General features: G+C 35.4%; 23 protein-coding genes. 4 read left to right on the top strand and 19 right to left on the bottom strand.

All coding sequences use genetic code 11. The annotated features are described in order from the left end of the window. Positions 1-94: 94 nt before the first annotated feature. The 10 genes from ACW6NC_RS02115 to ACW6NC_RS02070 form a co-directional block, all read right to left on the bottom strand. The gene (locus ACW6NC_RS02115) at positions 95-1,603 is read right to left on the bottom strand and encodes an amidohydrolase family protein (RefSeq protein ID WP_457863531.1); all 1,509 of its coding nucleotides are present in this window, start codon (positions 1,601-1,603) and stop codon (positions 95-97) included. A gap of 769 nt (positions 1,604-2,372) precedes the next feature. Further along, positions 2,373-3,197, bottom strand: a complete 825-nt coding sequence (locus ACW6NC_RS02110; RefSeq protein WP_457863530.1) for a hypothetical protein — start codon at positions 3,195-3,197, stop codon at positions 2,373-2,375. A gap of 116 nt (positions 3,198-3,313) precedes the next feature. Beyond that, the gene (locus ACW6NC_RS02105; protein ID WP_457863529.1) at positions 3,314-4,942 is read right to left on the bottom strand and encodes a type I restriction-modification system subunit M; all 1,629 of its coding nucleotides are present in this window, start codon (positions 4,940-4,942) and stop codon (positions 3,314-3,316) included. Between the two features lie 4 nt (positions 4,943-4,946). Further along, on the bottom strand, positions 4,947-6,020 hold the full coding sequence (locus ACW6NC_RS02100) for an AAA family ATPase (RefSeq protein WP_457863528.1): 1,074 nt from the start codon (positions 6,018-6,020) through the stop codon (positions 4,947-4,949). Positions 6,021-6,023: 3 nt separating this feature from the next. Continuing rightward, positions 6,024-7,235: a restriction endonuclease subunit S gene (locus ACW6NC_RS02095; RefSeq protein ID WP_457863527.1), complete on the bottom strand. Its 1,212-nt coding sequence runs from the start codon at positions 7,233-7,235 to the stop codon at positions 6,024-6,026. Beyond that, positions 7,232-8,110 carry an ORF6N domain-containing protein gene (locus tag ACW6NC_RS02090; protein ID WP_457863526.1) on the bottom strand — a complete coding sequence of 293 codons (879 nt, stop codon included), beginning with the start codon at positions 8,108-8,110 and terminating at the stop codon, positions 7,232-7,234. The genes ACW6NC_RS02095 and ACW6NC_RS02090 overlap by 4 nt, the downstream gene beginning before the upstream one ends. Further along, positions 8,103-11,105, bottom strand: a complete 3,003-nt coding sequence (locus ACW6NC_RS02085; protein ID WP_457863525.1) for a type I restriction endonuclease subunit R — start codon at positions 11,103-11,105, stop codon at positions 8,103-8,105. Before ACW6NC_RS02085 ends, ACW6NC_RS02090 begins: the two co-directional genes overlap by 8 nt. 448 nt (positions 11,106-11,553) lie before the next feature. Next, the gene (locus tag ACW6NC_RS02080) at positions 11,554-12,408 is read right to left on the bottom strand and encodes a reverse transcriptase domain-containing protein (protein ID WP_457863524.1); all 855 of its coding nucleotides are present in this window, start codon (positions 12,406-12,408) and stop codon (positions 11,554-11,556) included. Further along, positions 12,408-12,710 (bottom strand): helix-turn-helix domain-containing protein, encoded by a 303-nt coding sequence (locus ACW6NC_RS02075; protein WP_457863523.1) that lies wholly within the window; start codon positions 12,708-12,710, stop codon positions 12,408-12,410. The genes ACW6NC_RS02080 and ACW6NC_RS02075 overlap by 1 nt, the downstream gene beginning before the upstream one ends. Before the next feature lie 26 nt (positions 12,711-12,736). After that, positions 12,737-13,006, bottom strand: coding sequence for a hypothetical protein (locus tag ACW6NC_RS02070; protein WP_457863522.1), 270 nt, complete (start codon positions 13,004-13,006; stop codon positions 12,737-12,739). A 507-nt stretch (positions 13,007-13,513) separates the two neighbouring features. Between ACW6NC_RS02070 and ACW6NC_RS02065 the strand changes: the two genes are divergently transcribed. Next, complete coding sequence (locus ACW6NC_RS02065) at positions 13,514-13,801, top strand: hypothetical protein (protein ID WP_457863521.1); 288 nt, start codon at positions 13,514-13,516, stop codon at positions 13,799-13,801. Positions 13,802-13,902: 101 nt separating this feature from the next. On the opposite strand, the gene ACW6NC_RS02060 is transcribed toward ACW6NC_RS02065, so the two are convergent. Further along, positions 13,903-14,541, bottom strand: coding sequence for a hypothetical protein (locus ACW6NC_RS02060; protein WP_457863520.1), 639 nt, complete (start codon positions 14,539-14,541; stop codon positions 13,903-13,905). 163 nt (positions 14,542-14,704) lie between these two features. Between ACW6NC_RS02060 and ACW6NC_RS02055 the strand changes: the two genes are divergently transcribed. Continuing rightward, positions 14,705-16,288 (top strand): IS1182 family transposase, encoded by a 1,584-nt coding sequence (locus ACW6NC_RS02055; protein WP_457863519.1) that lies wholly within the window; start codon positions 14,705-14,707, stop codon positions 16,286-16,288. Positions 16,289-16,385: 97 nt separating this feature from the next. Here ACW6NC_RS02055 and ACW6NC_RS02050 read toward each other — a convergent pair whose 3' ends face one another. Both ACW6NC_RS02050 and ACW6NC_RS02045 read right to left on the bottom strand, forming a co-directional pair. Beyond that, the gene (locus tag ACW6NC_RS02050) at positions 16,386-17,171 is read right to left on the bottom strand and encodes a hypothetical protein (protein ID WP_457863518.1); all 786 of its coding nucleotides are present in this window, start codon (positions 17,169-17,171) and stop codon (positions 16,386-16,388) included. A 359-nt stretch (positions 17,172-17,530) separates the two neighbouring features. After that, positions 17,531-17,794: a hypothetical protein gene (locus ACW6NC_RS02045; RefSeq protein ID WP_457863517.1), complete on the bottom strand. Its 264-nt coding sequence runs from the start codon at positions 17,792-17,794 to the stop codon at positions 17,531-17,533. A 135-nt stretch (positions 17,795-17,929) separates the two neighbouring features. Here ACW6NC_RS02045 and ACW6NC_RS02040 point away from each other — a divergent pair, with 135 nt between their 5' ends. Beyond that, positions 17,930-18,727, top strand: a complete 798-nt coding sequence (locus tag ACW6NC_RS02040; RefSeq protein WP_457863516.1) for an RNA polymerase sigma factor — start codon at positions 17,930-17,932, stop codon at positions 18,725-18,727. Between the two features lies 1 nt (position 18,728). Continuing rightward, positions 18,729-19,826 carry a hypothetical protein gene (locus ACW6NC_RS02035; RefSeq protein ID WP_457863515.1) on the top strand — a complete coding sequence of 366 codons (1,098 nt, stop codon included), beginning with the start codon at positions 18,729-18,731 and terminating at the stop codon, positions 19,824-19,826. Between the two features lie 237 nt (positions 19,827-20,063). Here the strand turns inward: ACW6NC_RS02035 and ACW6NC_RS02030 are convergent, their stop codons facing one another. The 6 genes from ACW6NC_RS02030 to ACW6NC_RS02005 all read right to left on the bottom strand — a co-directional run bounded on the left by ACW6NC_RS02030 (position 20,064) and on the right by ACW6NC_RS02005 (position 26,036). Further along, entirely contained in the window at positions 20,064-20,789 is a 726-nt protein-coding gene (locus ACW6NC_RS02030) for a hypothetical protein (protein ID WP_457863514.1), read from the bottom strand. A 44-nt stretch (positions 20,790-20,833) separates the two neighbouring features. After that, positions 20,834-21,991 (bottom strand): integrase core domain-containing protein, encoded by a 1,158-nt coding sequence (locus tag ACW6NC_RS02025; protein ID WP_457863513.1) that lies wholly within the window; start codon positions 21,989-21,991, stop codon positions 20,834-20,836. A gap of 334 nt (positions 21,992-22,325) precedes the next feature. Beyond that, positions 22,326-23,129, bottom strand: a complete 804-nt coding sequence (locus ACW6NC_RS02020) for a WG repeat-containing protein (protein WP_457863512.1) — start codon at positions 23,127-23,129, stop codon at positions 22,326-22,328. Between the two features lie 198 nt (positions 23,130-23,327). Next, positions 23,328-24,460, bottom strand: a protein-coding gene (locus tag ACW6NC_RS02015) for an IS3 family transposase (protein WP_457863511.1) whose coding sequence is annotated in 2 segments (ribosomal slippage) — positions 23,328-24,199 and positions 24,199-24,460 — 1,134 coding nt in all. Because the reading frame shifts where the segments join, the coding sequence is not laid out codon by codon here. A 412-nt stretch (positions 24,461-24,872) separates the two neighbouring features. Beyond that, the gene (locus tag ACW6NC_RS02010) at positions 24,873-25,640 is read right to left on the bottom strand and encodes a hypothetical protein (protein ID WP_457863509.1); all 768 of its coding nucleotides are present in this window, start codon (positions 25,638-25,640) and stop codon (positions 24,873-24,875) included. 96 nt (positions 25,641-25,736) lie between these two features. Next, complete coding sequence (locus ACW6NC_RS02005; RefSeq protein ID WP_457863507.1) at positions 25,737-26,036, bottom strand: DUF6730 family protein; 300 nt, start codon at positions 26,034-26,036, stop codon at positions 25,737-25,739. Between the last annotated feature and the right edge of the window lie 16 nt (positions 26,037-26,052).

Raw genomic sequence — 26,052 nt, 5'->3', positions numbered from 1 at the left:
GAAGACTCGTACCCTGAAAGCTTTCGGGAGCCTTAAGAGAGGCACACTCAACCATTTACTGGCGAAGCCGTCAACTCGACTAAGCACAGTTTTTTTAATTTTCTAGACTATTCAAGAGTTCTTTCCAGTCATACCTTTCTTTGTTAGCATTATTCCAATTCTCAACATCAGATAGCATAATGTTAATTTTATTTTTATCTATCCACTTACCATTTACAAATACACCTGAAATTTTGCGTGTATTACTGATGTTCTCCAAAGGATTTTCATTGAGTAAAATTAAATCTGCAAATTTACCAATTTCAATAGTCCCGATTTTATCACCAATTTCAAGCCATTCAGCACCTAATCTTGTTGCAGAAGCCAAAGCTTCTTGGTTAGTTAAGCCAGCTCCTACTAACAATTTTAGTTCGTCGTGAAGCGAAAACCCCCAAACAATACCAGATATTCCAGCGTCTGTTCCAGCAACCATAGGTACGCCAGCTTCCTTAAAAGCTTTTACAATAAGAATATGAAAGTCATATAATTTATTATAATATTCAATTAATTTTTCAGACGCTCCATAGTAACCATTTGAAGTTAACCATTTACTTTGCATAAGAGGATGAACATATTTAAAACCTTGTAAGTTTTCGATGTTCTGTAATGATTCAGCTTGTTGACTAATTGAAAGCATATTAGTCAAATTAGGTATTAACCAAGTACCATTATTTTTTGCTAAACGAGCAAATTCCTGTGCTTTTTCATAGCTATAATCCTCTGTTTGTTTTGATAACTCTTCTGCGTGTGCAATTAAACCAAAATGAGGAACAAAAAAATCTTTGGCGCGTTTGCCCTTGAAAGCGACTGGAATATGACCCACTACTTTCATATTTTGTTTCTCGGCCTCATCTATAACTGCTTTGAAGGTTTCTTCATCTAGCCAAGTGTAGACCTTAATGAATTCATATCCTTCCTCTTTAGCAAAACGTACTGCATTTCTTCCATCGGATGGGTTTTCTGCTGTAATATTCGATTTTTTTCCTCCTATTACTTTGGCTAATGCCATTCGCGGACCAATTACATCTCCTCTAATAATTTCATTACGTTGTCCGAAATGTTCTGGTCTAGCTCCTAAATCAAATACAGTAGTTACACCATTAGCTATGTAAGGAGTCAAATTGTATTGCGTATTGAAGCTAACTAATGGTCCTTTAGTAGGATATATTACAAAAGGGCTTCCATCGGCAAGTGTATGCACGTGCATATCAATTAATCCAGGAATTATCCATTTATCTGTTCCGTCAATAATAGTCGAGTTTTCAGGAATTGATTTATTGATAGAGTAGATTTTGTTCTCCTTTATTACTACTGTGGCATTTTCAATGATTTTATTTTCTTTGGTCATTGGAATTAAATTCACATTCTTTATTACATAAGTGACTTGCCGGTTGGTTTTTAATTGTGAATTGTGTTGGGCGGTTGAATTGAAGCTGATAACTGCAAATAGCATTAGAAATTGGAAGTATTTCATTTTGATATTTTGATTGATGATTTCTTTATAAGACCGGAAATTGTTCTTTTTGTTACCATCTTCAGTCAAAATTATGTCTGGCGGTTTCACATAATACAAGTTGGCGGAGTAGAGGACGCGGATCGGTCGGTTCAGTCTTGGATGCGTTGGTCAAAGCTCTAAACACTTATTTAAAAGGAGATTGTGTGCCGTTCGGGCACACCTAATTTGATTTTCGAAGTGCCATCGTATGGGGGACTTTTTATACCTAGTAAAATGATATTATTTGATACCGTAAAAAATGAAAAAACCCCTTAAACAGTGAAGTTTAAGGGGTTTTGGTTTCTTGGAATCTTAAAAGTACTCGAGGCGGGAGTGTTCAGAATGTCTGTTGTCCCGTATTTACAAACGATTTCGGTTAGGAGGTTTTGGAGTGCCCCCGAATTAGACACCTTTAACTTATTTTTAACTATTATGAATGGTTAAAACTAAAGATTTCTAAGGAAAATTTAGTTTCAACCCCATCCGTTTCACACACCTCAATTTAGAAACGAAAGTGTGGCTGTAGTTCCCACTTGCCTTTTATCATCTCCTGTAACGTAGACGAATGCACTAAAATGTGGACTTTTCAGAAACGAATACTATCTTTAGTCACATCTATATCATATATTTTTTCCTTGTATTCAGGGGTTTAGGTTGTAGCAACATAGTTTAGTCACATCCTAGTCACATCTAATATTAAATCATTTTTACAAATATATTTTAATAATTCTCCATTAGAAAAATCAGCATAGTATATTTCATCCAACTTCCTCTTAATATGACTAATTACCAAAATACACATATAAATCTCCATATTCGTTGTTCAATTCATAGATTTTCAATTCACAATCTCATTCACCAAATCAATTCGTTCCAGAAGCCGGTTTACGAGTTCTTCTTTGGTCACAAAGTACTTTTTGTACTTGCCGGTGGTCTTGCCGTTAGTTAGGGATACGGTTACTCTCCAATTTCCATCACTTAATTGACTTGCTAAATCGGGAATTTCTTTAGAAGGAATAAATAGAATATTCTCATCCATTTCCATCTTTTCCTGATTGAACATTAGCCCAATCACGTAATAGGAATGATGAGGCTTAAAGGTATTGCCATTAATAGTGAGTATTAACCGATTTCTCTTGTGAACATTAAACCTTGTTTTTACCTGAATATAAATGGGGTTATATATTTTCTCTTTAAGTACAATCAAGTCAATGCCCCGATCATCAATTACCGGTTTATATACGTTCAAAAGACCCTGGCTGTAAAGCAAAATTATTTCTTTCACTCTATCTTCACCAATATTCCCTTTAGACTGGGAAGACAGGCCAGAGATGTCTATAAAGTTTTCATCTTCCTTTTCTTCCGAATCTTCTATTTTCGCCTTTTCCTCTAAGCTAATGTTAATTAAATCCACAGAGACTTCTACCGAAATCATATCACCGGCAGCTAAGTTGTGTTTTCTATAGAAAGGTGTTAAACCAAAAATTCTATTGTGGTCTGAGTTGTAACTTTTAGCTTTCGGTTTATTTTCACCGGGAAATAATACCTTTATTTCAGCATTTTCATTAGGCAACATCTCTCTAACTCCCGCAGGAACATATAAAAACCCCAGTTTCTTTTCTACTCCAATTAGTTTACGCTGGTAGCGCATTAAATCACTCATTATTTTAGCTTTTTATCCGCAATTTCCTGTTTGTAATATCCACCCTCAAAACCTCTACTAAGCCTCCACAGGTCAATAGAAGGGAACCTGACTCACTTATGCGATAATATAGAGGCTTATATTGTCTTTAACCCCAACTCTTTCAAATATTCATTATGTTCATTAGTTTTTTGCTGAATACGCTCATTGATTGAATTCAAACTTTTATTGACTTCCTCTAAGTCAATTTGAATTTCATCTTCAGCTGTACTTACATACCTCGAAATGTTCAGGTTATATCCATTTTTTTCGATCTCTTCCATAGCGACTTTTCTGGAATAGCGCTCCTTCTCTTGTCTAAACTTGTAGGTTTCTACAATGCCTTCAATATTCTTTTCATTTAGGGAATTTTGTCGTTTTCCTTTCTCGAAGTGTTCGCTGGCATTTATAAACAATACATCATCTTCTTTTTTACATTTCTTCAACACGAGAATACACACCGGTATACCGGTTGAATAGAATAAATTCGCCGGAAGACCTATAACAGCATCAATGTTATTGTCTTTTAGAAGTTTGGTTCTGATCCTTTCCTCGGCTCCTCCACGGAATAATACCCCATGAGGTAAAATTATTGCCATCGTGCCTTCTTTACCCAGAAAGTGAAAACCATGTAGCAAGAAAGAAAAGTCGGCTGCTGATTTAGGGGCTAAACCGTAACTCTTAAAACGAAAATCTTCTGCCAGGGTATCGTTTGGTTCCCATCGCAAACTGAAAGGTGGATTGGCAACTATGGCATCAAACTCAGTTTTCTTTGAGGGGTTCATTTCATTTAAAACATCCCACTGGTTTTTTAAGGTATCCCCATGAAAAATCTCAAACTCAGTATCTTTCATGCCGTGCAACAGCATATTCATTCTTGCCAGGTTGTAAGTAGTTATGTTGTTTTCCTGGCCGTAGATTTTACCGACTGTACCACCATTGTCTTTAATACGCTTACGTACATTCAATAATAAGGAACCTGAGCCACAGGCAAAGTCCAGCACTTTATCAAGCTTGCTTTTTTTACCGGTAGATGGATCCTGACTGTCTAAAGTAACAATCTCTGAAAGGATGGTTGAAATCTCTTGTGGCGTATAAAATTCTCCCGCTTTTTTACCTGAACCTGCGGCAAATTGACCAATTAAATATTCGTATGCATCACCCAGGGTGTCAGAATCTGTTGAGAAATCTGCAATACCTTCTGAAATCTTCGTTATTATGGTACATAGCTTAGTGTTCCTTTCTGTTGGGGTTTTACCAAGCTTTTCTGAATTCAGATTAATTTCTGAAAACAAACCCTGAAAAGAATTGTCGAAGGATTCATTTTCGATGTACCGGAAACCTTCTTCCAGGGTAACTAACAGGTCGTTATGCTGTATACGCGCCAATTCTGTGATGTTACTCCACAAGTGATTAGGTTTAATAACATAATGTACCTTTTTGCGCATTTGCTTCTCGAATTCAGCTACATCTTCTTTATTCTCCAGGTACCAAATTTCAAGAGGATTATTAACTCCTAATTTTTTTAAAACATCTTCAGGAGTATTATCAGGATAATCTCTTCCCAATTCCTTTTTCGCTGATTCTTCATAGTTATGTGACAGGTAGCGTAAAAACAAAAATGATAGCATATAATCGCGGAACGAATCTGCATTCATGGCTCCACGAAGATTGTCTGCTATTGCCCAGAGTGTTTTACCTAATTTATCTTGTTGTTTTTGTGTCATTTTTTCAATTTAGTTTGAAGTTGTACTTGGCGATTAGTTTGTCAAATACTTCATTAAAGAGGGCCTCTTCGGCCTGAGACATTTCACTGAATTGATATTGATATGCCTGTTTATGAGATAATGAGTTTATTTCGTCTGCCTTTTGATCAACATCTTCCACTCCAATATCCGTTAAAATCCTTCCTATTTTTCTTGAACCAATGAAGGAGTTAATATTTTCAAGTACTTGCCGCAGTAAGACTATATGGTATTTAAAAAGTTGCTCGTTTTTTGCTTTCTGTAAAGTTTGCAAAAGATGCAAGTGATACAAGAAGACTTCTTTATTTGTGGATTTAAAACTAAGGTCTCCGTTTTTATTTTTAAGAATAAGAGGTTTAGTAAGGTTTCCGACACCTCCCTTGCTATTATCGCTTTTAAGCCATGTTGCCAAAATGGAAAACAAGCCAATATGATGAGTTGAAATTATCATTTTCTGTTTTCTTAAATAATTTCCTTTTATCAATTCTAAGATGGATCTGGTTGTAATAAAGATATTATGTTCATCTAGGCTTGATACAGGGTCATCTATAAGAATATGAGCGTCTTGTTGATCGGCCCAGCCGTCAACTTCAAAAAGTGCTAAAAAGAAACACCATACAAAAATTCGCTCCTCACCACGTGATATCTTTATTGGGGATTGAGTTTCTTCATCTACAAAAAAGGTAATAGATTCAATACCGTTTTCTGGATTTGTATGTTGATTTAATTTGAAATCATACTTTGGATAGTATGGTTCCAGCTTCTCTCGAATTATAGCATCATCTTCGACGAGAAAACTGTGGAATTGACTAAGGCTGCTGGGTAGTATGTTTAATTTCAAATCAGCATTATCATTTGGCTCGTCATTATCCCATACAAATAGATCTTCGCTAAAAGCATTGAAATAAACCCCAGCATGATTTCCGGCATTCCTGGTTTTAGTGAAATCTTTATATGCTACCGATAGTCTTGTTTTCCCAGTTGAATTAAGAGCGTAAATAAGAATAATACTTTCATCTAACCCATGTAATTCCTCTGCTATATCGTTTATGGTGGCCATTCTTTAATTATTAATTTTTGGAAATAAGCCTTGCATTAATCCCTTTTTATGCTGCTGTAATTGCTCAATTTTTTCTGTCTGGGCGGTGATGAGTTCATCTATAGCCGAAAGACAGGAGGCAATTTTTTGTTGTTCTTGTAATGAAGGAATGTTTAATTCAAATTTTCGAACATTTCCCATTGTAAGTGCGGGTTGAGAGCTAGAAGAAATAAATTTTCCAACCTCGAAGATCTTAAATCTTGGTATGTTAAAATGTTGTAACAAAAATTGAGGAATAACTTTCTTTTTATCTGGTCTTATACGTGAAACATTAGGTGCTAAGTAAAATCTATCATTTTCTTCGATTAATGCTACTTCTCCTATTGTGCCAATATATGTGAACATTAAATCATCAATGTAGAGTTTACTTCTTTCTAGCATAGATAATTCACTATTATCGATATACTTAACATCTGTTAGATCCAGTGAATTGTTCTTGATATTTAATCCCCGAAGAGCTATTATTCTACCAGTAGACTCATATTTAACATGTTTGGTAAACTCGTAACCGGCTAATTTCGAAATATTTGCAATTTCACCTAGTTTCCTTACATTCCACTCCCGATCGTTCACAAATTCTGGAAATCTAACCTTAGGCACGGTTTCCCCTTCTTGCGGGAAAAGGTTTTGCATCAAGCCTTTTTTGTGATCTTTGAGCGCTTGTAGCTCATTGTTATGGGCGGCTATCAGCTCATCTAAAGAAGAAAGGCAGGAGGCGATTTTTTGTTGTTCTTTGGGTTGCGGTAGAGCTATTTTTAGTTTAGAAAAAACTGAAATCCAATGCCTTTTGTGTACCCCAATTTCATAATCAAGAGTCTGTATTATTTCATACACAAACTTGATATTGCTGCCATTTTTTGCCAACAAAATTTTCATTGCAGAGGATTTCGTTTTAAAAGGGAAGTCAACAAATTTTGATGCTGTGGTAAAATCGTCAAAAATTATTACAGGTAGATTTTCCTTAAAAACACCCTCCTTTTCATCTGTGTATCCCAAAACAAAGGATTTACCAGCTGTCAATACGGGAGTTTCGTATTCATCATTATACTTTGTGCTTTGCACTAAATATGGTGTTGGTTGCAAATATTTTAAACACTGCTCTAAATCTTTCGGGTTCCATTCTCCTTCAAACTCAGGAAACCTTAATTCGGGAATTAATTTCTTTTCTTTACTCATTCCCCAATTTCTTTTAAGATGTTAGTTATTGAATTTTTCTCCAACTTGGAGAAAGCAAACCACTTTTTGCCCAAATCTTTTAGAGAAGCTCCCAAGTGATATACTTCTGTATTATCAATAATCAAAAAACGGTCGTGGCTTTTGGAGAAGGTTTTTAGCTCAAAATTGCCGTATTGTTGGTTGGCCTTTTTTACATCTAATTTTAATTGCTTAGAAATGGTTTTGGTCAACAGCAGCACCCTTACAGTTTTTGTTTTCTTGGATAAATGGGTCAACGTACTTTCATCTATATAATTATCAATCAGAACAATGTTCTTTTTAGCTGAGCGAATTATTTTAGAAGTGAGTTCGTAGGCATCAAACACTTGTCCGTCAAAAAACACCCCCTGGTTGGGGATTTCATTATTGCTTTCCAGGGCGTTGAAAATTCGTTCGAATTTCTTGTCAGTTTCCAACTGTTTGCGTTCAAGACCGTCCATTCGTTGTAGTAGGCCACTATGATTAGCAATTATTTTTCGCATTTCTACAAAGGCATTGATAATTTGAATGCTTGTTTTTACAGCCACATCACTACGCAACACGGCAGAAAGCATTGCTACACCCTGTTCTGTAAAAGCGAAAGGATTTACCGAAGAATGTTTTAAAGATTCGAACCGGTCACAATTTGTGACCAGTTCTGTTTTTTCATCGTCAGAAAGCTGAAAACGAAACTGTTGCGGGAATCTTTCTATATTTCGCTTTACTGCTTGATTTAAAACCTTAGTTTCTACCTGATACATTTCTGCTAAATCCCGGTCAAGCATTACCTGGGAGTCTCGAAAAACGAAAATTCGGCTTTCAATTTCCTTTTGTGAAATAGTTAGTTCTTTACTCATAAGCTGCTAATCCGGAAATTTCACGCCCTTGAGCTAGTTTTTTTAATTGAGGAACCAGATCTTCCATCAAAGCGGTCTCTGCTTTGCTTCGTTGTTTCCATCCAAGTTCTAATGGTTCCATCAAATCGGTAAGTTTTTCTCCGTCAAAAATCATTCGGCTCATTATTTTTTCTACAAAAATTTTCAGGTCGGCGGTTCTCAATCCATGTTTGTTAGCAATGTCTGCCAGTTCCTTGTCATGCTTTTCAACTTTAAAAATTTCAAAGTTTTTCTTTAATTCTTCGGCAGTTTGTCCTTTTGTCCAGTCCACCTGCTCAATGTAGTCTGTAAGATCTTCCTCTTCGTCCATGAGATTTGAATTGGATTTCAGCAAACTAATCACTTGTGTCTTGGTCATTTTTTGCTTAGAAGGCTTTTGTTGGGTACTATCGGCAATCAAGCTCATGATGTAATCATAATCAATCACCGCAGAGGCAAAAAGCACGAATTCAAAATCCAGTTCCTGGATTTCTTCAGGTGCGGCCTCTCCTTCTTTTTGCTGAATTTCCTTGAGCTGTTTTGCGGTTTCTATATAGGAACTTCTAAACTCCTGTAAGCTGTCTTGAGGCAGGATAGTCTCAATTTTGGCTTGCTGCTCTTCGTCTAAATCGGTGTATTGATCCAGTTGCGTTTTAAGTCGCTGAACTTCCTTGAAGTTTTTTACAAAACCAATACGGGCCGCGTCACCCTTGAGGTTATATACTTCCGCAGGCTCATTTGCCAAATTATGTTCACGCATAAACTCCCCCAATTTTTCAACGGCTTCCTTGTATTGGTCAATAACCACCGGGGCTGGATCTACCATCCAGATTTCTTTTGCTTTTCCACCTTCTTCTCCAGAAAATAGGGTTATGGCTTGATTTACGGCTTCCTGTTGCGAGCGAAAATCTAAAATATTACCGTAAGGTTTTGTGTCATTCAGTACCCTATTGGTGCGGGAAAATGCTTGAATTAAACCGTGATATTTTAGGTTTTTATCTACATAGAGCGTATTAAGATATTTTGAATCAAAACCGGTGAGCAACATATCCACGACAATAGTAATATCTATTTTATTCTTGTGGGGATAATCCTTATTGCTGAACTTTTGGTTTTTTATTCGACTTTGGATATCCTGATAATACAAATCAAAATTGTTGATGTCGTGATTTGTACCGTATTGAGTATTGAAATCGGCAATGATTTCCATTAAAGCTTTTTTCTTCTCTTCAGGATTTTGTTTGTTATCTTCCTTTTCCTGGGCAAGGTCTTCCTGAAGCTGTTTTATATCGGCTGCATTTCTTTGACTTTGTTGGTCCCCATTCTTTGCTATTAATTGAGCAGGAGGAGAAAAAACACAAGCAATATTCAATGGCACATAGTCTGGGTTCTGAGCCTTCTTTTTTGCCTGAATTTCTTTAAATAAACGATAATATTCAATGGCATTATTAATTGAGGCAGTAGCCAGAGTTGCATTAAATTTTCGCTGATTGGTCGCCGCGTTGTGTTTATCGATAATTGCTTCTGCTACTGCCTGCTGCGCAATTGGTTCTCCCGGTTTAGGATTTTGATTGCCATTCCCTTTGAAGTAGTCAATATGAAAACGCAGTACGTTTCGGTCATCTATGGCATGAGTAATTGTATAGGCGTGCAACTGCTTTTCAAAGATACTTTCGGTGGTTTTGTAAGTTTCGTATTGATCTTCCCTGATCTTCTGGGTGGAATTTTCATCAAAAATGGGTGTACCCGTAAAACCAAAGAGTTGTGCATTAGGAAAAAACTCCTTGATAGCTTTATGATTTTCACCAAACTGAGACCGGTGACATTCATCAAAGATGAACACCATACGCTTATCGCTCAAAGGCTCCAGGCGATCTTTATAGTTTCTTTTGTAGGTGCCGTCCAGTGCCAGGCCTAATTTCTGGATAGTGGTAACAATTACCTTATCGGAATAATCGGTAGAAAGTAAACGCCTTACTAAAGTTTCGGTATTGGTGTTTTCTTCAACACTGCCTTCCTGAAATTTATTAAACTCTTCCCGGGTTTGGCGGTCAAGATCTTTTCGGTCTACTACGAACAAACATTTTTCAATATCAGGATTATCTTTCAGCAAGGTTGAAGCCTTGAAAGAAGTTAAAGTTTTACCACTTCCCGTAGTATGCCAAATAAAGCCGTTACCACGGTTTTGTTGAATGCAATCAACAATGGCTTTTACCGCATATATCTGATATGGACGCATGACGAGCAATTTCTGCTCGCTTTCCACCAGCACCATATATTTACTTATCATTTCACCAAGAGTACACTTCTTCAGAAATTTTTCGGTGAAGGATTCGAGATGCCTTATTTTTTGATTCTTCTCATCGGCCAATTGGTAAATAGGCAAAAACTGTTCGTCTGCATTAAACTGAAAATGCTGTTTTTTATTATTAGCAAAATAGATGGTATTGGAACGGTTACTAACAATAAACAACTGCATAAAACATAGTAGCGAATTACCATATCCGTTACCCGGTTCATTTTTGTATTCCACAATTTGCTGCATGGCTTTCCGTGGAGAGATGTCTAATTTTTTCAATTCAATCTGAACCACCGGCAACCCATTAATCAAAAGGATGATATCGAAACGCTGATTGCTGTATTCTGTATTGATACGTAATTGACTAATTACTTCAAAATCGTTTTTACACCAGTCTTTAATATTTACTAAAGTATAGTGCAGAGGAGTGCCATCTTCGCGTTGAAAATATTGTTTTTCACGTAAGAGTTTAGAGGCCGCAAAAACATCGGGCTTAATAATTTCTTCTCGTAAGCGCAAGAATTCGCTATCGGATAAACGCACTCTGTTTAGAGCTTCAAATTTGGCTTTGAAATTCTGCTCGAGCGTTTTCTTGTTAGTAATATCAGGCCGATGGGTGTATTTTAGCTCTTTGAGCTGAGCGATTAAGTTTTCCTCAATTTGGTGTTCCTTAGTCATGCAAATTTTCTTACAATAAATTGTTGAAGTTCATTACCTATAACGTAGCGAACAAACTCATTTAGCGCTCTAGTCCGAGATTATCGCTTTTTACAACACGATTTTAAATTGTTCCTTCAAATTTATAGGAGCTGTTAAGGAAGGCAAGATAAGAATTTCACAATTTTTTAAGTATGTGAACTAAATTTCTTTATTGACAATTAATTTGTTCTTCAAATACCAGTAGAAGTATTTATCCTGAAAATGGCACTACTAATTTCGAAGGCCGCTTACCAGAGTTCCTTTTCAAAAACTATATCTGTTTTTGCCACGTATGGTAGGTTGGGTCTTGTAGTTTATTAAAATAGCCCGAGTATAATGATTTGGCTGCGATTAAATATTCCTGGAGGGTGGGAATATGAAAAATATAAAGGAAATGGAGGGAAGTTTATATTAATGTTGGAGGATCTTAAATTATATTTTTATCGACTCTATATACATAATCTTTATAGGCTTCTCTACCTATTAGTTGTAAATCAGTTAACTCCCCCTTTCCTTTTATTCTAAAGCTATCGGTAACTTTCATTGTTGAATGACCAATTAAAACACCAGTTATAACGGTCTTTCCTTGCCTATAAGTTGTTTTCTTCCGACTGACTTTGAAACCATTCCTACCTATTATCTCTATTGTTTCTTGGAGTTTATCTTTAAAATCATGGTTGGAAGATATCGTCACATCATCAATCCAAGTCGTTAATTCTATATTTAAACCTTCATACAGATCAAGCATTCGTTTCACTACTCTTTCAAAGACAATATTGGATAGGATTGGACTAGTTGAAGCACCCTGAGGGAGAGTTTCACCTCTATAAGAATCGCCAGAATTTATTACAGTCAGATCGGTAATTATATTCGCCACTTGTTTAGAAAAACCTTTATTTTTCAAGGCATAGAAGACCATTTCTCGCGAAATAGAAGGATAAAAGCTTTGTATATCTGTTTGAAATATAAATTGATTTCCTCTATGGGTTTTCGCATTTTTAACACCGCTTTCTCCAATACCACCACCTTTTAGGTTAGGCAAAATTGGAACGTCTTTTAATACTCTACTTAAGAGAAGATTTTGAAGTATTCTTAAATCACCTATACTGTACTTGAAATGTCTTTTTTGAACCTCTCCATTTTTGATCTTAGGGTTCCCGAATTTGTCGTATTTAATTTTAGAGAATCCATCATAGTAAGAATCAATATCACCAATAACCTTTCGAATTTTGCTTATTTCAAAACCAAGGTTATAAGCTAATTCTTTTGGATACTGGATCATTACTTTGAATCTGTTTTTAGAAAGATGTTATTTATAAGATTACTAAAAGTTTCACTAACTAGTTTGTAAGCTTCTCTTTTTTCTTCAGGGATATCTGAAGAATCTAAAGATTTAAAAAATAATACAGGTAACGGGAGATTTAAATTCTCACTTAATTTTTTTAATGTAGATAGGTTAGGCTCTTTCTTATTTTTCTCAATCATAGATAGATAGGAAGGAGTGATCTGGCATTCTTTAGCTAAATCACTCTGCTTAATCTTTAGATTTTTTCTTTGGTTCCTTATTGCTTCACCTAAGTTCATATTGGTAATAATAAATTAAAAACGGGTCAATTAAGGTTTCCAAGCTGATTCAAAATATTTCGAAGAGGTTCTAGTATTTCTGGTTTTGAAAATATTTCCAGAAGCCTTAAACCGATACCATACAAAATATCTTTCCTACCCGATTGGCTTGACTCTTTCTTCAGCTCATTTGTTAAGGCAATACACCTTTCCAAACAAGCTACGTCGGTAATTGACAAAGAACTGCGGTTCCTTGAAAGGATGATCTCTAATAAATCAGAGAGTTCATCAAATTGATAATCAAAATTGTGCATCATAAGCTTACTATTTAAAGTGAATAATTAGGAATGGCCGTGTCTAGCACAGCTCATTCCGTTTTTAATTTTAAGTAAGACTTATAAAACTTTTCAAGTTCGTCTTCTCTAGAGGTATCTAGCGGAGTTATCGCGACTCTTTCTTCGCGCGTTTTCAATTTCGCTCCCTATCGATTCTAACCTTCTGCATCATAATATTATCAAGCTTACATTAAGCTGAATTTCAACAGAACTATCGGAGACACGGCGCGACCAACTAAGAATTCCACCAGTAAAAGGCGTAGGATACCGTGTAATCAAGTACACATTGGAATCGGACCATTACTAATTATTACTTATGAGCACTCTTTCAAAGAACTTATAAAACAAATATAGATATATCACAATGATATTACCAAACAGATTAAGCTAAAAATTAACTGTGAGTACAATTTTTCGACAAAATGTTCGATTTTTACGCTGATTGGGTTAATTTATTCAATAGTACATTATTGTAATAATTCGCTTTAAATGGATAAACTACTTCAAACCGGTATCCATCTAGGAAAGCTTAAAAAGTTGGAAGAATGGTTAAGGAATCGTTTACGATATTGTATTTGTCATCATTGGAAAAAGTCCGAGAGGAAGAGGAAAAACCTTATTCGATTGGGAATTAATCCAGATCAAGCCTATGCCTGGAGTCGTACCCGAATGGGTGGCTGGGCGGTAGCTCAAAGTCCCATTTTGCGTACCACCATTACCATAAAACACTTAAAGATGAAAGGTTATGTTAGTTTAATCGAATACTATAATCCATGAGTTTCATTATCGAACCGCCGTATACGAGACCCTTACGTACGGTGGTGTGAGAGGCGCACTCCGTCAATTAACGGCGGAGCCGTCTACTCGATTGGCAAGAGTTAATTTAGTATATCTAAATGTTCTAATTTTATATTTTCTATTTCCTCAACACACTCTTGGAAGTTTTTTATTTGTTCTTCAGCGTTATTTTTTTGTTTGAAAATATTAGAATGAAGGATAATTACAGCTAAGCTATTATAACAACCAGATATTTTTCTAAGATTTTTGTTTAGATTAATTAAATCAGATGTTCTAAATATTTTTGAACGCTTTTGGTAACCTTTTCCTGTTGTTTTACTGTGTCTTATTGAAAAAGTTTGATCACTTAATTCTCCTTCAAAATTTTTCCATCCTAACCGGTAAGATCCGTGTACAATGGAGTTTCTAATTATATTAAGATTAGAAACTTTTTTCGATAACTTTTTATTGGTATTAATTAATTCTGGAAATTCAGAAAAGTTATCAAAAATCAACGAGTCGAATTTCGATTTTAATGGTTCAGCCGTAAGATCAGTTAGAAGAGTTTCAACGTTCTTCTTTTGTTGGTAATTTGCACTATTCTGCAATACGATTTCTGGGATTAATAAACGAATCCAGTCATTAATATCTTCAAATAATATGACAAATTCGCCTATTAATTTTTTTTGATTTTCTATTCCTTCTTTGGAAAAATCTTCTCTCATATTAATTCTTGCCAACGGTCTTGGTTAAGGCAAGTAGCGTGGAGTAGGGACGCATTCTTGTCGGCTTAGTTGTTTGTTTCTTGATGTCTAAAATAGCACTTTTTACCAGAATGCCCGCTATTTGCACTTAACCGATGTGCCTGTTGCACAAGTTACTGAAATTAGGTAATTTCATGGTATGCAAGGCAAAAAAGACTATCAGGAAAAACTCTTCACTTCCTTTCAACTGAGCGACAGAATCCCGGAGCACAATTTCTACAGGCGTTTAAAGGACATTCTCGATCTGGAGTATCTTTACTCAACTACCGAAAAATTCTATGGTGGTAGTGGGCAAAAAAGTATTGACCCCGTGGTATTTTTCAAGCTCTGTCTGGTGGGATACCTGGAGAACATCACTACCGATCGCGGGCTGATGAACCATTGTTCAATGCGGTTGGACATCCTTTACTTTTTAGGCTATGATGTAGACGAAGAACTGCCCTGGCACAGTACTATAAGCCGCACCCGGCAACTGTTCCCCGAAGATGTTTTTGAAGACGTGTTCACTAAAGTTTTAAAACTGTGCATCGATGCAGGACTCGTAAGCGGCCACACTCAGGCTATTGACTCTGCCCCTGTAAAGGCCAATGCTTCCATGGACAGCCTGGAGATCAAGGTCCCGGCAGAAGATCTCGAGGAGCATCTCTCAAAGCTGCGTGTTCAAAGCAGCAGCGACCGAAAGGCCAAAGGGAACAAAGCTCCTAAAGAACAACAAAGTATAACGGCCAGTAAATCTGAACTACAGGAAATCAAGAGCCGAAACAAGAAATGGAGCAAGGACCAGGATATGAAACCCGGAGCAAAAAACAAAGGCAGTAAATACACCAGTAACAAAACCCATTACAGCCCTACAGATCCCGATGCGCGTATTAGTGTCAAACCCGGCAAGGCCAGGAAACTGAATTATCTGTGCAACATCGCCGTTGATATCAGGACAAATGTGATAACAGATGTACAAGCCTACCACGCAGATAAAAAAGACACTAAATACCTTCAGGACACCGCCGGGAGATTAAACAGACGTCTTCGCCGGGAAGGCCTCATCTGGGAAAATGTACTGGCAGATGCAGGTTATAGTAGTGGAGAGAATTATGCCTACTTCGAAAGGAAAGGCCTCACCACTTATATCCCACCGCACGGGACCTACAAAGGCGGACCTGAAGGATTTGAGTATATCAAAGATGGTAATTACTGGCTGTGTCCACAGGGTAAGAAAGTTACCTTCCGGAAGCAGAAAATGGAAAACGGTAATCTAAAGGATAATTATTTTACTACACGGGCTGACTGTAAAGGCTGTCCTATAAAACAGGCCTGCATTGGCAAAAGCCATGAAAAACGAATCAATATTACCGCCTATCGCGAAGAGTATGAAAGAAATATTGAACGGGTAAAGAGCAGTCGTGGCCGCTATATGAAAGGCAAACGACAAAGCACTGTAGAACCTGTTTTTGGTACTCTAAAAGAATTCCTGGGGTTGCGAAAGGTAAACACCATTGGGATCAGACAGGCAAACAAATGCATGCACCTGGCCGCAATAGCTTATAACCTGAAGAAATATCTTAAATCAACAACAAAAAAAGCTAAATCCGGGGCAAATGCTCTACCAAAGGGCCTTAGCTATTCTTTTTCCTTTATAAATAGGGAATTATTGACCTTTCAAGCTGTTCTAAGGGTTGTTTTTTGGAGTTTGGATTTCCCAGATCATAAAAAAGGAATTGTTTAAAAAGCCTTGAATCAATTGAAAATCTAATTCAACGAGGAGAATTAGAGGCTTGTGCAACGGTTACCGATGTTGGCTGCAGTACATTTACTAACTCATCTCATTGTTTATAAACCTCGTTAAAATAAACGGAATTTTCTTTTAATGAATCTATTAATTCAACTTGATTTAATGATTCTACTTTATTCGGAAACTCCGGATTTTCAATACAATTCATTAGAAAAAGATAAATATCTGATTCTTCTATTTTACAAATTTCCACAAAAAATGTTTTAGGAAATTTAATTTTTAACTCATTCAAGAGTTTTACATTTTCATCTATTTTTTTGAGATTTTTTAATTTTTTAGTTCTCCCATTAATTGTATTTAATAATGGATCAATTGGGATCCTTCCTGATAATATGGTAAATAGATTAAGTTTTGTTCCTCCAGGTCCCGTCGTGGCTGTGTATATTTTTCTTTCTGTTTGAGTTGGAGGCTTTTTTCTAGACATTGGAGCATTTAATTTAAATTTATCGAAAGTTTCAATCCTTTCAATATCTTTTTCTAGGTTCCCTGATAATTTGTGAATTCTTACTTCTTCCAATTCATTGAGTTTCTCCTTTAGGAAAATTTCTATTGTTTTCTTTCTAAGTATTTCTGTATCGACTATGATTATTTTATTTTGAAGATTTAAAGCGGAAAAACTTAATGTATCGTTTTTGCGGACTTTTAATATGAAATTTTGAAATGGAAGGACACTAATTCCTGTTTTTTGAGTAAGATTTACAACATTAACAGGATTGATAATTGAATCGGTTCTTATTATTCCCTTTAGTTCAGTGTTATTTTGTCCATAAAGTATAGATGAAAATAATAGGCAGATTATAAATATAAATCTTTGCAATATTAATAAACTCTTTTTCTGTAATTAAGTACTTGTGCTTTATAATAATTATTCTTTTAAATTATTGTTCTTCATCATTTATTTTTACTCAGAATTTTGATGATGTATTGCTGCCAACTCCTTATATCCCAGTTAATTTACCTTTTTTATAATAAATATCCTGGGATATACGGAGGTTTTGCTAAATATAAAACATTAGAATAAGAGGAGAGTACGAAAAACCATAATGAACTATAAAGACCATAACAACTATCTCCTTATAGTTTGGATTAAAGTACAGAAATGGTTCATTTATTTTACAAATAGGACTCAATTATTTCCAGACGTAATTACACGGTCAGATTTATGCCCCAGAACCATTATTTCATTTCTGAATAAATAACTTTTGTAATCGTATCAGGATCTACGTTTAAAAGGTTGGCAAGTTTTACAATCTCTCCCATAGTAAACTTCTCTGGATGGCTTAGTTTAACCATATATCTACCGTAATTTATCCCAAGTGATTTAGCTATTTTGGTGGGATATAATTCAGAAAGCGTATACATCTTCTTGATTTTACCCGTTTCAAACATTGATCCTATGGAGAGTAATGTAGGGTCTTTATGTTGGTCGTCTTTTGTCATGGGGTATTTTGTTCACCCTAAAATGACAACAAATTCATTTATGGTATTGATTAATATACTTATAATAAATGAAAATTTGTTTTTTAAGTATATTTAATTACCTTTAGTAAATAATTAATTACTATTCGTAATCGAATGTTGTCAACTTCAAGGGATCATAATTTCGAATTATTAAAAAAGGGCGATCCTGCTGCTTTAGTGAATATTCACGCTAGGTATAACCGAAGTATCTTCTGGGTAGGTAAGCAAATTCTCCATGATGATTTTGTCGTAGAATCCTTGCTTCAGGATACCTTTTTAAAATTATGGGTTCATCGTGATCACATAGAAACCCCTAAGCATATTTTCTTTTTCTTAAGAATGGTAATGAAAAGGGAGTGTTTTTCCTATTATGCCCGTCCTAAAAATAAGTTTTTTAGGAAAGTCAATTCATTAGAAAGCTATGAGAACTACCAGGACTATCTGGTGGGATATGATCCAGTAAGTGATTCTGAAAGTCTGAAGGACCATGAGCAGGATCAAAAAGCTTTCGATCGGATTAAAAGCGTATTGCCATTATTGACTTCAGAAAGAAAACATTTAATAGAACTCTGTTTGAAGTATGGCTTTCAGTATAAAGCGATTGCCAAGGTGATGGGAACAAGCATCACGGAAACTAGTAAGGAGGTAAAGAAGGCTATCCAGGATATCAAGAACATTATCAATCAGGGAGGCACGCTTGAAATGAAAGAGGAACCTGCTAAAGCAATAAAGGTCCAGGGTGAAATGACTGCAGAACAGGAAAAGGTGTTAAAATTGCGATGTGAAAAGAATTATTCTTTTGCTTCCATTGCTACAGAGCTTAACCTATCTCAAAAGGAGGTCCACCAGGAATTTATGGCCGCCTATAAACTCATGGAGGAGAAACACCAACAGCAACCACAATCGGCTTAATATGGAAAAGTCTAAGCTAAAACTCACGCGAAAGATCCAGCTAGTGGTGGACCTGCCTACCCAAGAAGAAAGAAAGGAGGCCCTGGATAAACTTTACCAATGGCAGAACCGATGCTTTAGAGCCGCCAATCTTATTGTTTCCCACCTCTATGTACAGGAAATGATCAAGGAATTTTTTTATTTATCAGAAGGGATAAAGTATAAATTGGCTGATGAAAAAAAAGATGAGGACGGAATCCTGCAACGCTCCCGAATCAATACAACCTACCGGGTGGTATCAGATCGCTTTAAAGGAGAAATCCCGACAAACATATTGTCAAACCTGAACAGGGCTTTAATTTCTTCCTTCAATAAAAACAGGCCGGAATACTGGAGAGGAGAGCGCTCACTAAAGAACTTCAGGAGGGACATGGCTTTTCCGTTTAGCCTGGAAGGCATCAGCGGATTATCCTATAATGAAGAGAGAAAAGTCTTTTGCTTTCGTTTATTTCAAATACCATTTCGAACTTATTTAGGTACTGATTATACTGACAAACCATTGTTGTTGCACCGAGTAGTAAAAGGGGAAATCAAGCTTTGTACTTCCCATATCAAATTGAAAGATGGCAAAATCTTCTGGCTTCCGGTTTTTGAAATTGAAAAAGAAAAGCAGTGCCTAAAACCGGAAGTAATCGCGGAGGCCTCTTTGTCCCTTGAATATCCCATTGTAGTGAAAACCGGTAAAGCTAAACTTAGCATTGGCAGCAGGGAAGAGTTTTTACACCGAAGGTTAGCGATACAAGCAGCCTGTAAAAGAGCACGGGTTGGAGCAACCTATTCGAAATCAGGCAAAGGGCGCAAAAGAAAAACAAAAGCAGTAACCAAGTTTCGTAATACGGAGCGTAATTATGTACACCATCGCATCCACGTATACAGCAGGAGGTTAATCGATTTTTGCATTAAACACCAGGCTGGGACGCTAATTTTATTAAATCAGCAGGACAAGATCGGCATCGCTAAAGAGGAGGAATTTATACTTAGAAACTGGAGCTATTATGATTTAATGACTAAAATAAAGTACAAGGCCGAAAAAGCAGGTATTGAACTTATTATAGATTGAAGATATAATTTCGAGGGTGCTTGTACACCCGCAAGGTGAGGTCGATAAATCACACTCACTAAATGCGAATAGCATATACAACGCGTGGGCTCACTTATTTTTACATTGAATTCTTAATGAAGCAAACCTTCATTAAAAAATCACCACCCTAAAAATAAAATAATAGAAATTAAACATTTTTTTGAGAGACAAGAATATTTCATTTATGATGTACTGTCCCTAGTTTTGTTTTAGGCTTCACTTTATAATTAAATTTCTGTAATCTGTCTTTCCTAGTTCAGAATCTCTAATATCCAGAAAATCCTTTATCTGGAAATAATAAATTTTTGAATCTTTAGAAAAATTTCCAAGTGTAAATTGCCGTGTTAATGCTCTAAAGAATAATTCAAGGCGAATTATTAATTCTTTATTTAAATCTGAATAGATTTTCTCAAGGTTTCTAGGATCACCTAGAATTCGATAATATTCATCTTCTCCATATTTATCAATGCTTAATTGAGTTTCAATTTTATTCCAGGCTTTAGTAGCATTAAATTCTTGTTTTTTGCCAAGAATAGCATCTAGATCAAAATATCTGGACCTTTTTCCATATTCTGACAGTGTTTCGCAAACTGAATTTATTAATTTATCATTTCTAATTATCTCATAATCTTTGTCCCATGAGAATTGGGAATATTCAATGCAAATTTTTTCCACTTCGTTTTTCAGAAATAATAAATCGTGACCATTCTTATTATTCCAAACTTCATTTAAATTTGGAAGCCGATTGTGATTTTCTTTAAAACTTAAACAAAGCATTGTTTTAAATAACCGTTCTAATCCATTTGATAAGTAAATTAAAATTGGATCATAAAAATCGTTTATTGAAGTTATTTTTTGAATTTCACCTAATCCAATTATCAGAAATTTGACGGATCTCTCAATCTCAAATACAATTGATATATTTCTATAAATTTCCTTCATATGTTCGTTAAGGCACATAGTTTACAAAGTTAAAGTCACATACTTTACACTAGATTCTGACTTAGTCTAATTGATACTTGTTTATCTCTTATTTTCTTTTCGTTAAAGTAACCTAAAAAAACTTCTCTGTAAAATACCCTCCAGATTCCATTTCCCTGGTCTTCAACACCGATGTATTTTCCTTTAAGTCCTGAGGTTAAAAATACCCAGTAAACCGACTTCCAACGCAAGGATCCATTTTGACATACTTTCATCACTTTCATGGTCGAGGGATAGTCATAATTAGGGATTTTTTCAGGGTATGGTCTTGTAGAAAAATCATGGCAATCTGCAGGTGTTTTCATCCCTAAAGATTCATGAGGTCTAACGTGGTTATATTCTTTCACAAACCGGTTTAAGCTACGTTGTTGAGACTTCAGGTCGAATGATGAAGGTTTCGCACAAGCTGCCTTTAAATCACGGTGCATACGCTCGTGCCGACCATTTTGGTCTGGTCTTGCCGGGTCGGAATAAACCGGATCAATACCCAACTCGATAAACCAGTAGGATAGCCTGGTATATCTTTGAATAGCAGACACAGATCCAAACGGACTTCCATTGTCGGTATGTATTTGTTTAGGGATACCATACTTCCTGAAGACCTGCGTAAACTCTTGCTTGACAGACTGAAAGTTCTCTTTGTAATGTCCTTTTGCCGTAAACAAAAATCTACTCTTGGAATCAGCAATGGTGAGCGGATGACAGTATATTTTGTTCCCCATTAAAAACTTCCCTTTATAGTCTGCGCTCCAAACTTCGTTGCACTTCTTAGGATCAAAAATGGGAAATACTGGCTTGACCCTGCGGCTTCGCTTTTGAGGTTTAACCAGGCCATTTCTGGAAAGAATGTTATGAACCGTAACCACACTTGGAATAAGTTCTTCAGGGTACTGTTTAAACAACAAAATCCGAATTTTCTTGGCACCCCAAAGCAGGTGTTTGTTCTTCAATTTTAAAATCGAATCTTCAACTTTTTGATCGGTCCTGTTAGGATGATTAATCGGAGCTCTTTCTTGCTCAATTAACCCGGATAGTCCCATTTTTTCATATCTGGAAATAAGCTTGTAAGCGGTTGGCCGGGATATATGAAATGACCTACAAAGTTCTGTGATGGTGTATTTTTGAGTTAACCATTCATGAATGAATTCTACTTTTTGTTCCATTTTAGTTTTTGCTTTCCAGACCATGATAAATTACATTTTCACGTAATTTATAAATCTTAAAAGTGTAAACTATGTCCCTTTAACTATGTAAAGGATCTCCCTTTACCGTACCATAACAATAGGCGCAACGTCTCGTATAAACCCTTTGGTGGTCCTCAAAATGCACCTCTTTTTATTCACACAAAATGGAAGAGCTATGGCGAATTCATAAGACAAATTTGTAAGAGTAGACAAGCCCTTTAAGATGGGCGTAAGTACTTTTACAGATCAAAACCCAAATATTTCAAAAAATAAGGGTTCTTGTTTAAGGCGGGTTGTGTCCGTCTTTTTAATATTATTTGGCTACTTCTTGACCAGTTTTGTTTATATAAAACTCTTCTTTTCCTAATCGTACTTTGGCAACTCCGTTTTCAAAGCTTTTAGCGAATTCATATTGCAAATGAATTACAATATCTCCTTTTTTATTTATGAATCCATAATTATCATATAACATAACTAAAGCTAACCCTTCATTGAAATCTTCTGCAATGGTATATTTAGGCTCTACAATAGTATCATAATTTTCATCTATGAAACCAAACAATTGATTTTTGTCCCATATTCTTCCTCGATTTTCTTTAAACTGGCTTATTTGATGATATTCTGTATTTTCAAGCTTACTTTTTAATCCTCCCGCCTTCAAATCAGAATTCTGTTTCTCTATTAGTATTTTTACTTTTGAATCATACTCCTCTTTTGTAAGAACTCCCGAATTATAAAGCTGTTTAAGCTGTTGGTATTCTTTAGTTTTTTCAAGCTCTGTATAAGCCTTATCTTGATGAATTTTTGAAATTTTAGATTTAAATTCTCCCTCCGAAAGAATACCTTTATCTCTTAAGTTTATTAAATTTTCTTCTTTTTCCGAAATTTCATTAATTATTGCTCTTTCCCTTAAATATGCTTTTTCTTTCCTTTTTTCTTCTTGAATTTTTTTATGCTGTGTACTATAAATTAAGGCAACACCAACTAAAATGAGTAAAATAAATGTGGTTAAAGCACCATAAATTTCTTCGCCTTTATATTGATCATAAGTGTTACCAAAAGTGAAAAGAGAAAATCCTATTAATAAGAGGCCCACTATAATCTTAAAATCCCGCATTTAATTTCTTTTTATTAACTAAGATAAACTTATCTTTTTAACTTAAAATAAGGTTTTCCGCAAATATGTCTGTTTTATTTCTTTTATCTTGGCTGTAAAACACAATGATTATGAAAGATTTTATCAAACAACATTCTGACGATGGCGATATGTTAATCAGATTTTCAGAAGTACAAGCTGTTAAACTGTAAGCTTCCCCTAATTAGAACTGCTTGATGGTATAAAATTATTGTTTTTCGTTTGATCTGTGGTTTCTAATAGAGAATTAAATTTTGCATATTCTATAGGTGCCATTTTTCCTAAAGCATCGTGAGGTCTTTGATGATTATAATCGTCCATCCAGATTTGTGTTTGTTCCCTTACCTGGTCCAAGTCTTCAAAAATGTATTTATTTAAAACTCCTCTTCTATAACTTCCGTTGAATCGTTCAATAAAAGCATTTTGTGTAGGTTTTCCTGGCTGGATATACTGGAAGTCTATTCCATGCATCTGACTCCATTCTGAAGCTATTTTAGCAATAAATTCAGGACCATTGTCCATTCTTATCTTCTGAGGTTTTGTTCTTCGGTTGATTAAGTGGTTTAACACCCAAATTACCCTATTGCTGGGCAAGGAAAAATCAACTTCTATATGAAGTGCTTCCCGGTTGTAATCATCAATAATGGTAAAGGCTCTAAACCTTCTCTTATTATCCAGAACATCTGTTACAAAATCCATACTCCAGGTATGGTTGAGGGTTTTAGGTACTTCTAAGGGTTCTTTTATTCTTGCTGGTAGTCTTTTCTTCACTTTACGCCTTAGACTTAGCCCAAGATTCTTGTATACACGATAAACTCGCTTGTGGTTCCATGGTTTTCCTTCTTTACGCAGTCTCTCATAAGCCATCCAAAAGCCTTCTTCACTATATTTCTCTGCCTTTTCCTGTAAGGCTTTTTCTATAGGCTTATCATCTTTAGGAAGCGGAATATAATAAAACACACTCTTGCTCAGATTTAGGACACGGCACGCCCTGCTTATACCGTAATGAGCAAGTTCTTTAGCTATGGTTCTCTTACGGCAAGGCTTTAGAGCTTTTTTTCGATGATCTCTTTAGCCATCTCATGATCCAAAGAAAGGGTAGCATACATTTGTTTGAGCCGACGATTCTCTTCTTCAAGCTCCTTAAGGCGTTTTAATTCTTTACCATTCATGCCACTATAACGCTCACGCCACTTATAAAAAGCAGCTGTGCTGATGCCATACTCACGGCTGATCTCAGCGGCGGTTTTACCGTTATCGAATTCTTTAAGGATCTTAGAGATTTTCTGAGGGGAAAATTTACTTTTTTTCATACTGCTTAAAATTAAGAATTATTCTACTTTTAAACAGTTCGGTTTTAAGGGAAGCTTACAAAACTATCAAACGACAATCATAATGCGTCAGTTTTACTCAGTGATGGGAGTTGGATTAGGACTAACGAACTTTATGAGGATATAAAGAGGAATATTAAGTAGTTTTTGTTAGTGTATATTTTATATTGGCGTGGGATTTAGCTCTATTTAAGATATCTTCTGTAGCTTGGAATGTTAGCCCTTCTAATTGGTCGACAATTAGTGTCGTATTCTGTTTCTTTCATTTTTGTTTAAAATTATTATTGCCAACGTCCCGAATAACGCAAGTTGCGGGAAGGATAGATAAAATTGTCCGTTAAATTCTATTTTAAAAGGTTGTCAATTTGTGTTATTCACCGGTGGAGCCAGTTTTTTAGTGCAATACATCATTTATATAACTCAAAAATGAAATAATCTTTAAGGAATTTATTTTTGTTCCATAATTATAATCCATTCCGTGCAATATTTCGTGTCTGTTGAGTCGAACTGGAAATTTTTCAAGTTTACTACTTAGTTCATTTATAGCTGTGGGTTCATTCATAGGAGCTAAAAATTCCTTTAATAACATGGCTGTATCATTAGCTAAGATTTCTTCAATTTCCGGCTTATATTTATTCTTTCTCGATAGTTTAGAATTGTTTTTAAAAAATAGCTTTTTTGTTTTGTCATAACATAAGCCATCTGCTTGGGTGAGTAATAATGTGATTGAAGAATTATAGTTCTTTTTGTTATGATTCTCTAAGGCTTCATCTATAATTTCCTTTCTATGACCATTTTTTTTAATTAATCGGGTCCGGATATTCTCTAATTCGTTTTCATAGTAATTTATTAAGAATTGATCAACTTCATCAACTTTACCTTTTTTCAATTTTTCTCCTAATTCTAAAGGTGTTTTTGGAAGACAGCTATAATCTAAATACCAACCATATTTTGCTAATTCTCTAAATCCATCTGGAGCTTTTTCTTCGATGGTTTTTATCATTTCCGCTAGCATTGCAAAGGGGTTCTGATAATTGTCCGTAAACTCCTTTAAAGCTTCTTGAAGAAGCCCAATTCTTTCTTGTATTTCTTTCGTATTTCGAAGCATTGAATAAAAGTCCCAACTCGTTATATAAAAGCTAAAATACTTTTTAATTAACATTTAAAATGGGATAAATGCATTATTTCTAAATCATAGATTTAAGTCGGTCCAAAATTCTAGAAATGTAAAAGAAAAATTTTTTTCAAATTTTACTGGTTAAGTAAAAAACACATAAATCAAAATTCCATTAATAATTAGCGACCCACAAAAGAGTATTAATGCCCAGGCCGGATAGGCTTTGGCATTTTGTAGGTGTACTTTAAGATCTTGGATTTCTCTGGAATGAATCTCCAGGACTTCTTCCACTTTTGCTTGATGCTTTCTAAATAGTAACTCTATGGCCCTGCTATCTATTTCGATTTTCTGCTGTTGAATTTTCTCCAATTTCTCCACCGTTTTTTCAAACTGGCTGATTTCTGCAACCAGCAATTCACTAAGTTGTTCTAATTTGGTCATAACTTTTAATTTATTA

Source organism: Salegentibacter profundi (assembly GCF_054121475.1).
This window is presented reverse-complemented; position numbering and strand designations above follow the sequence as displayed.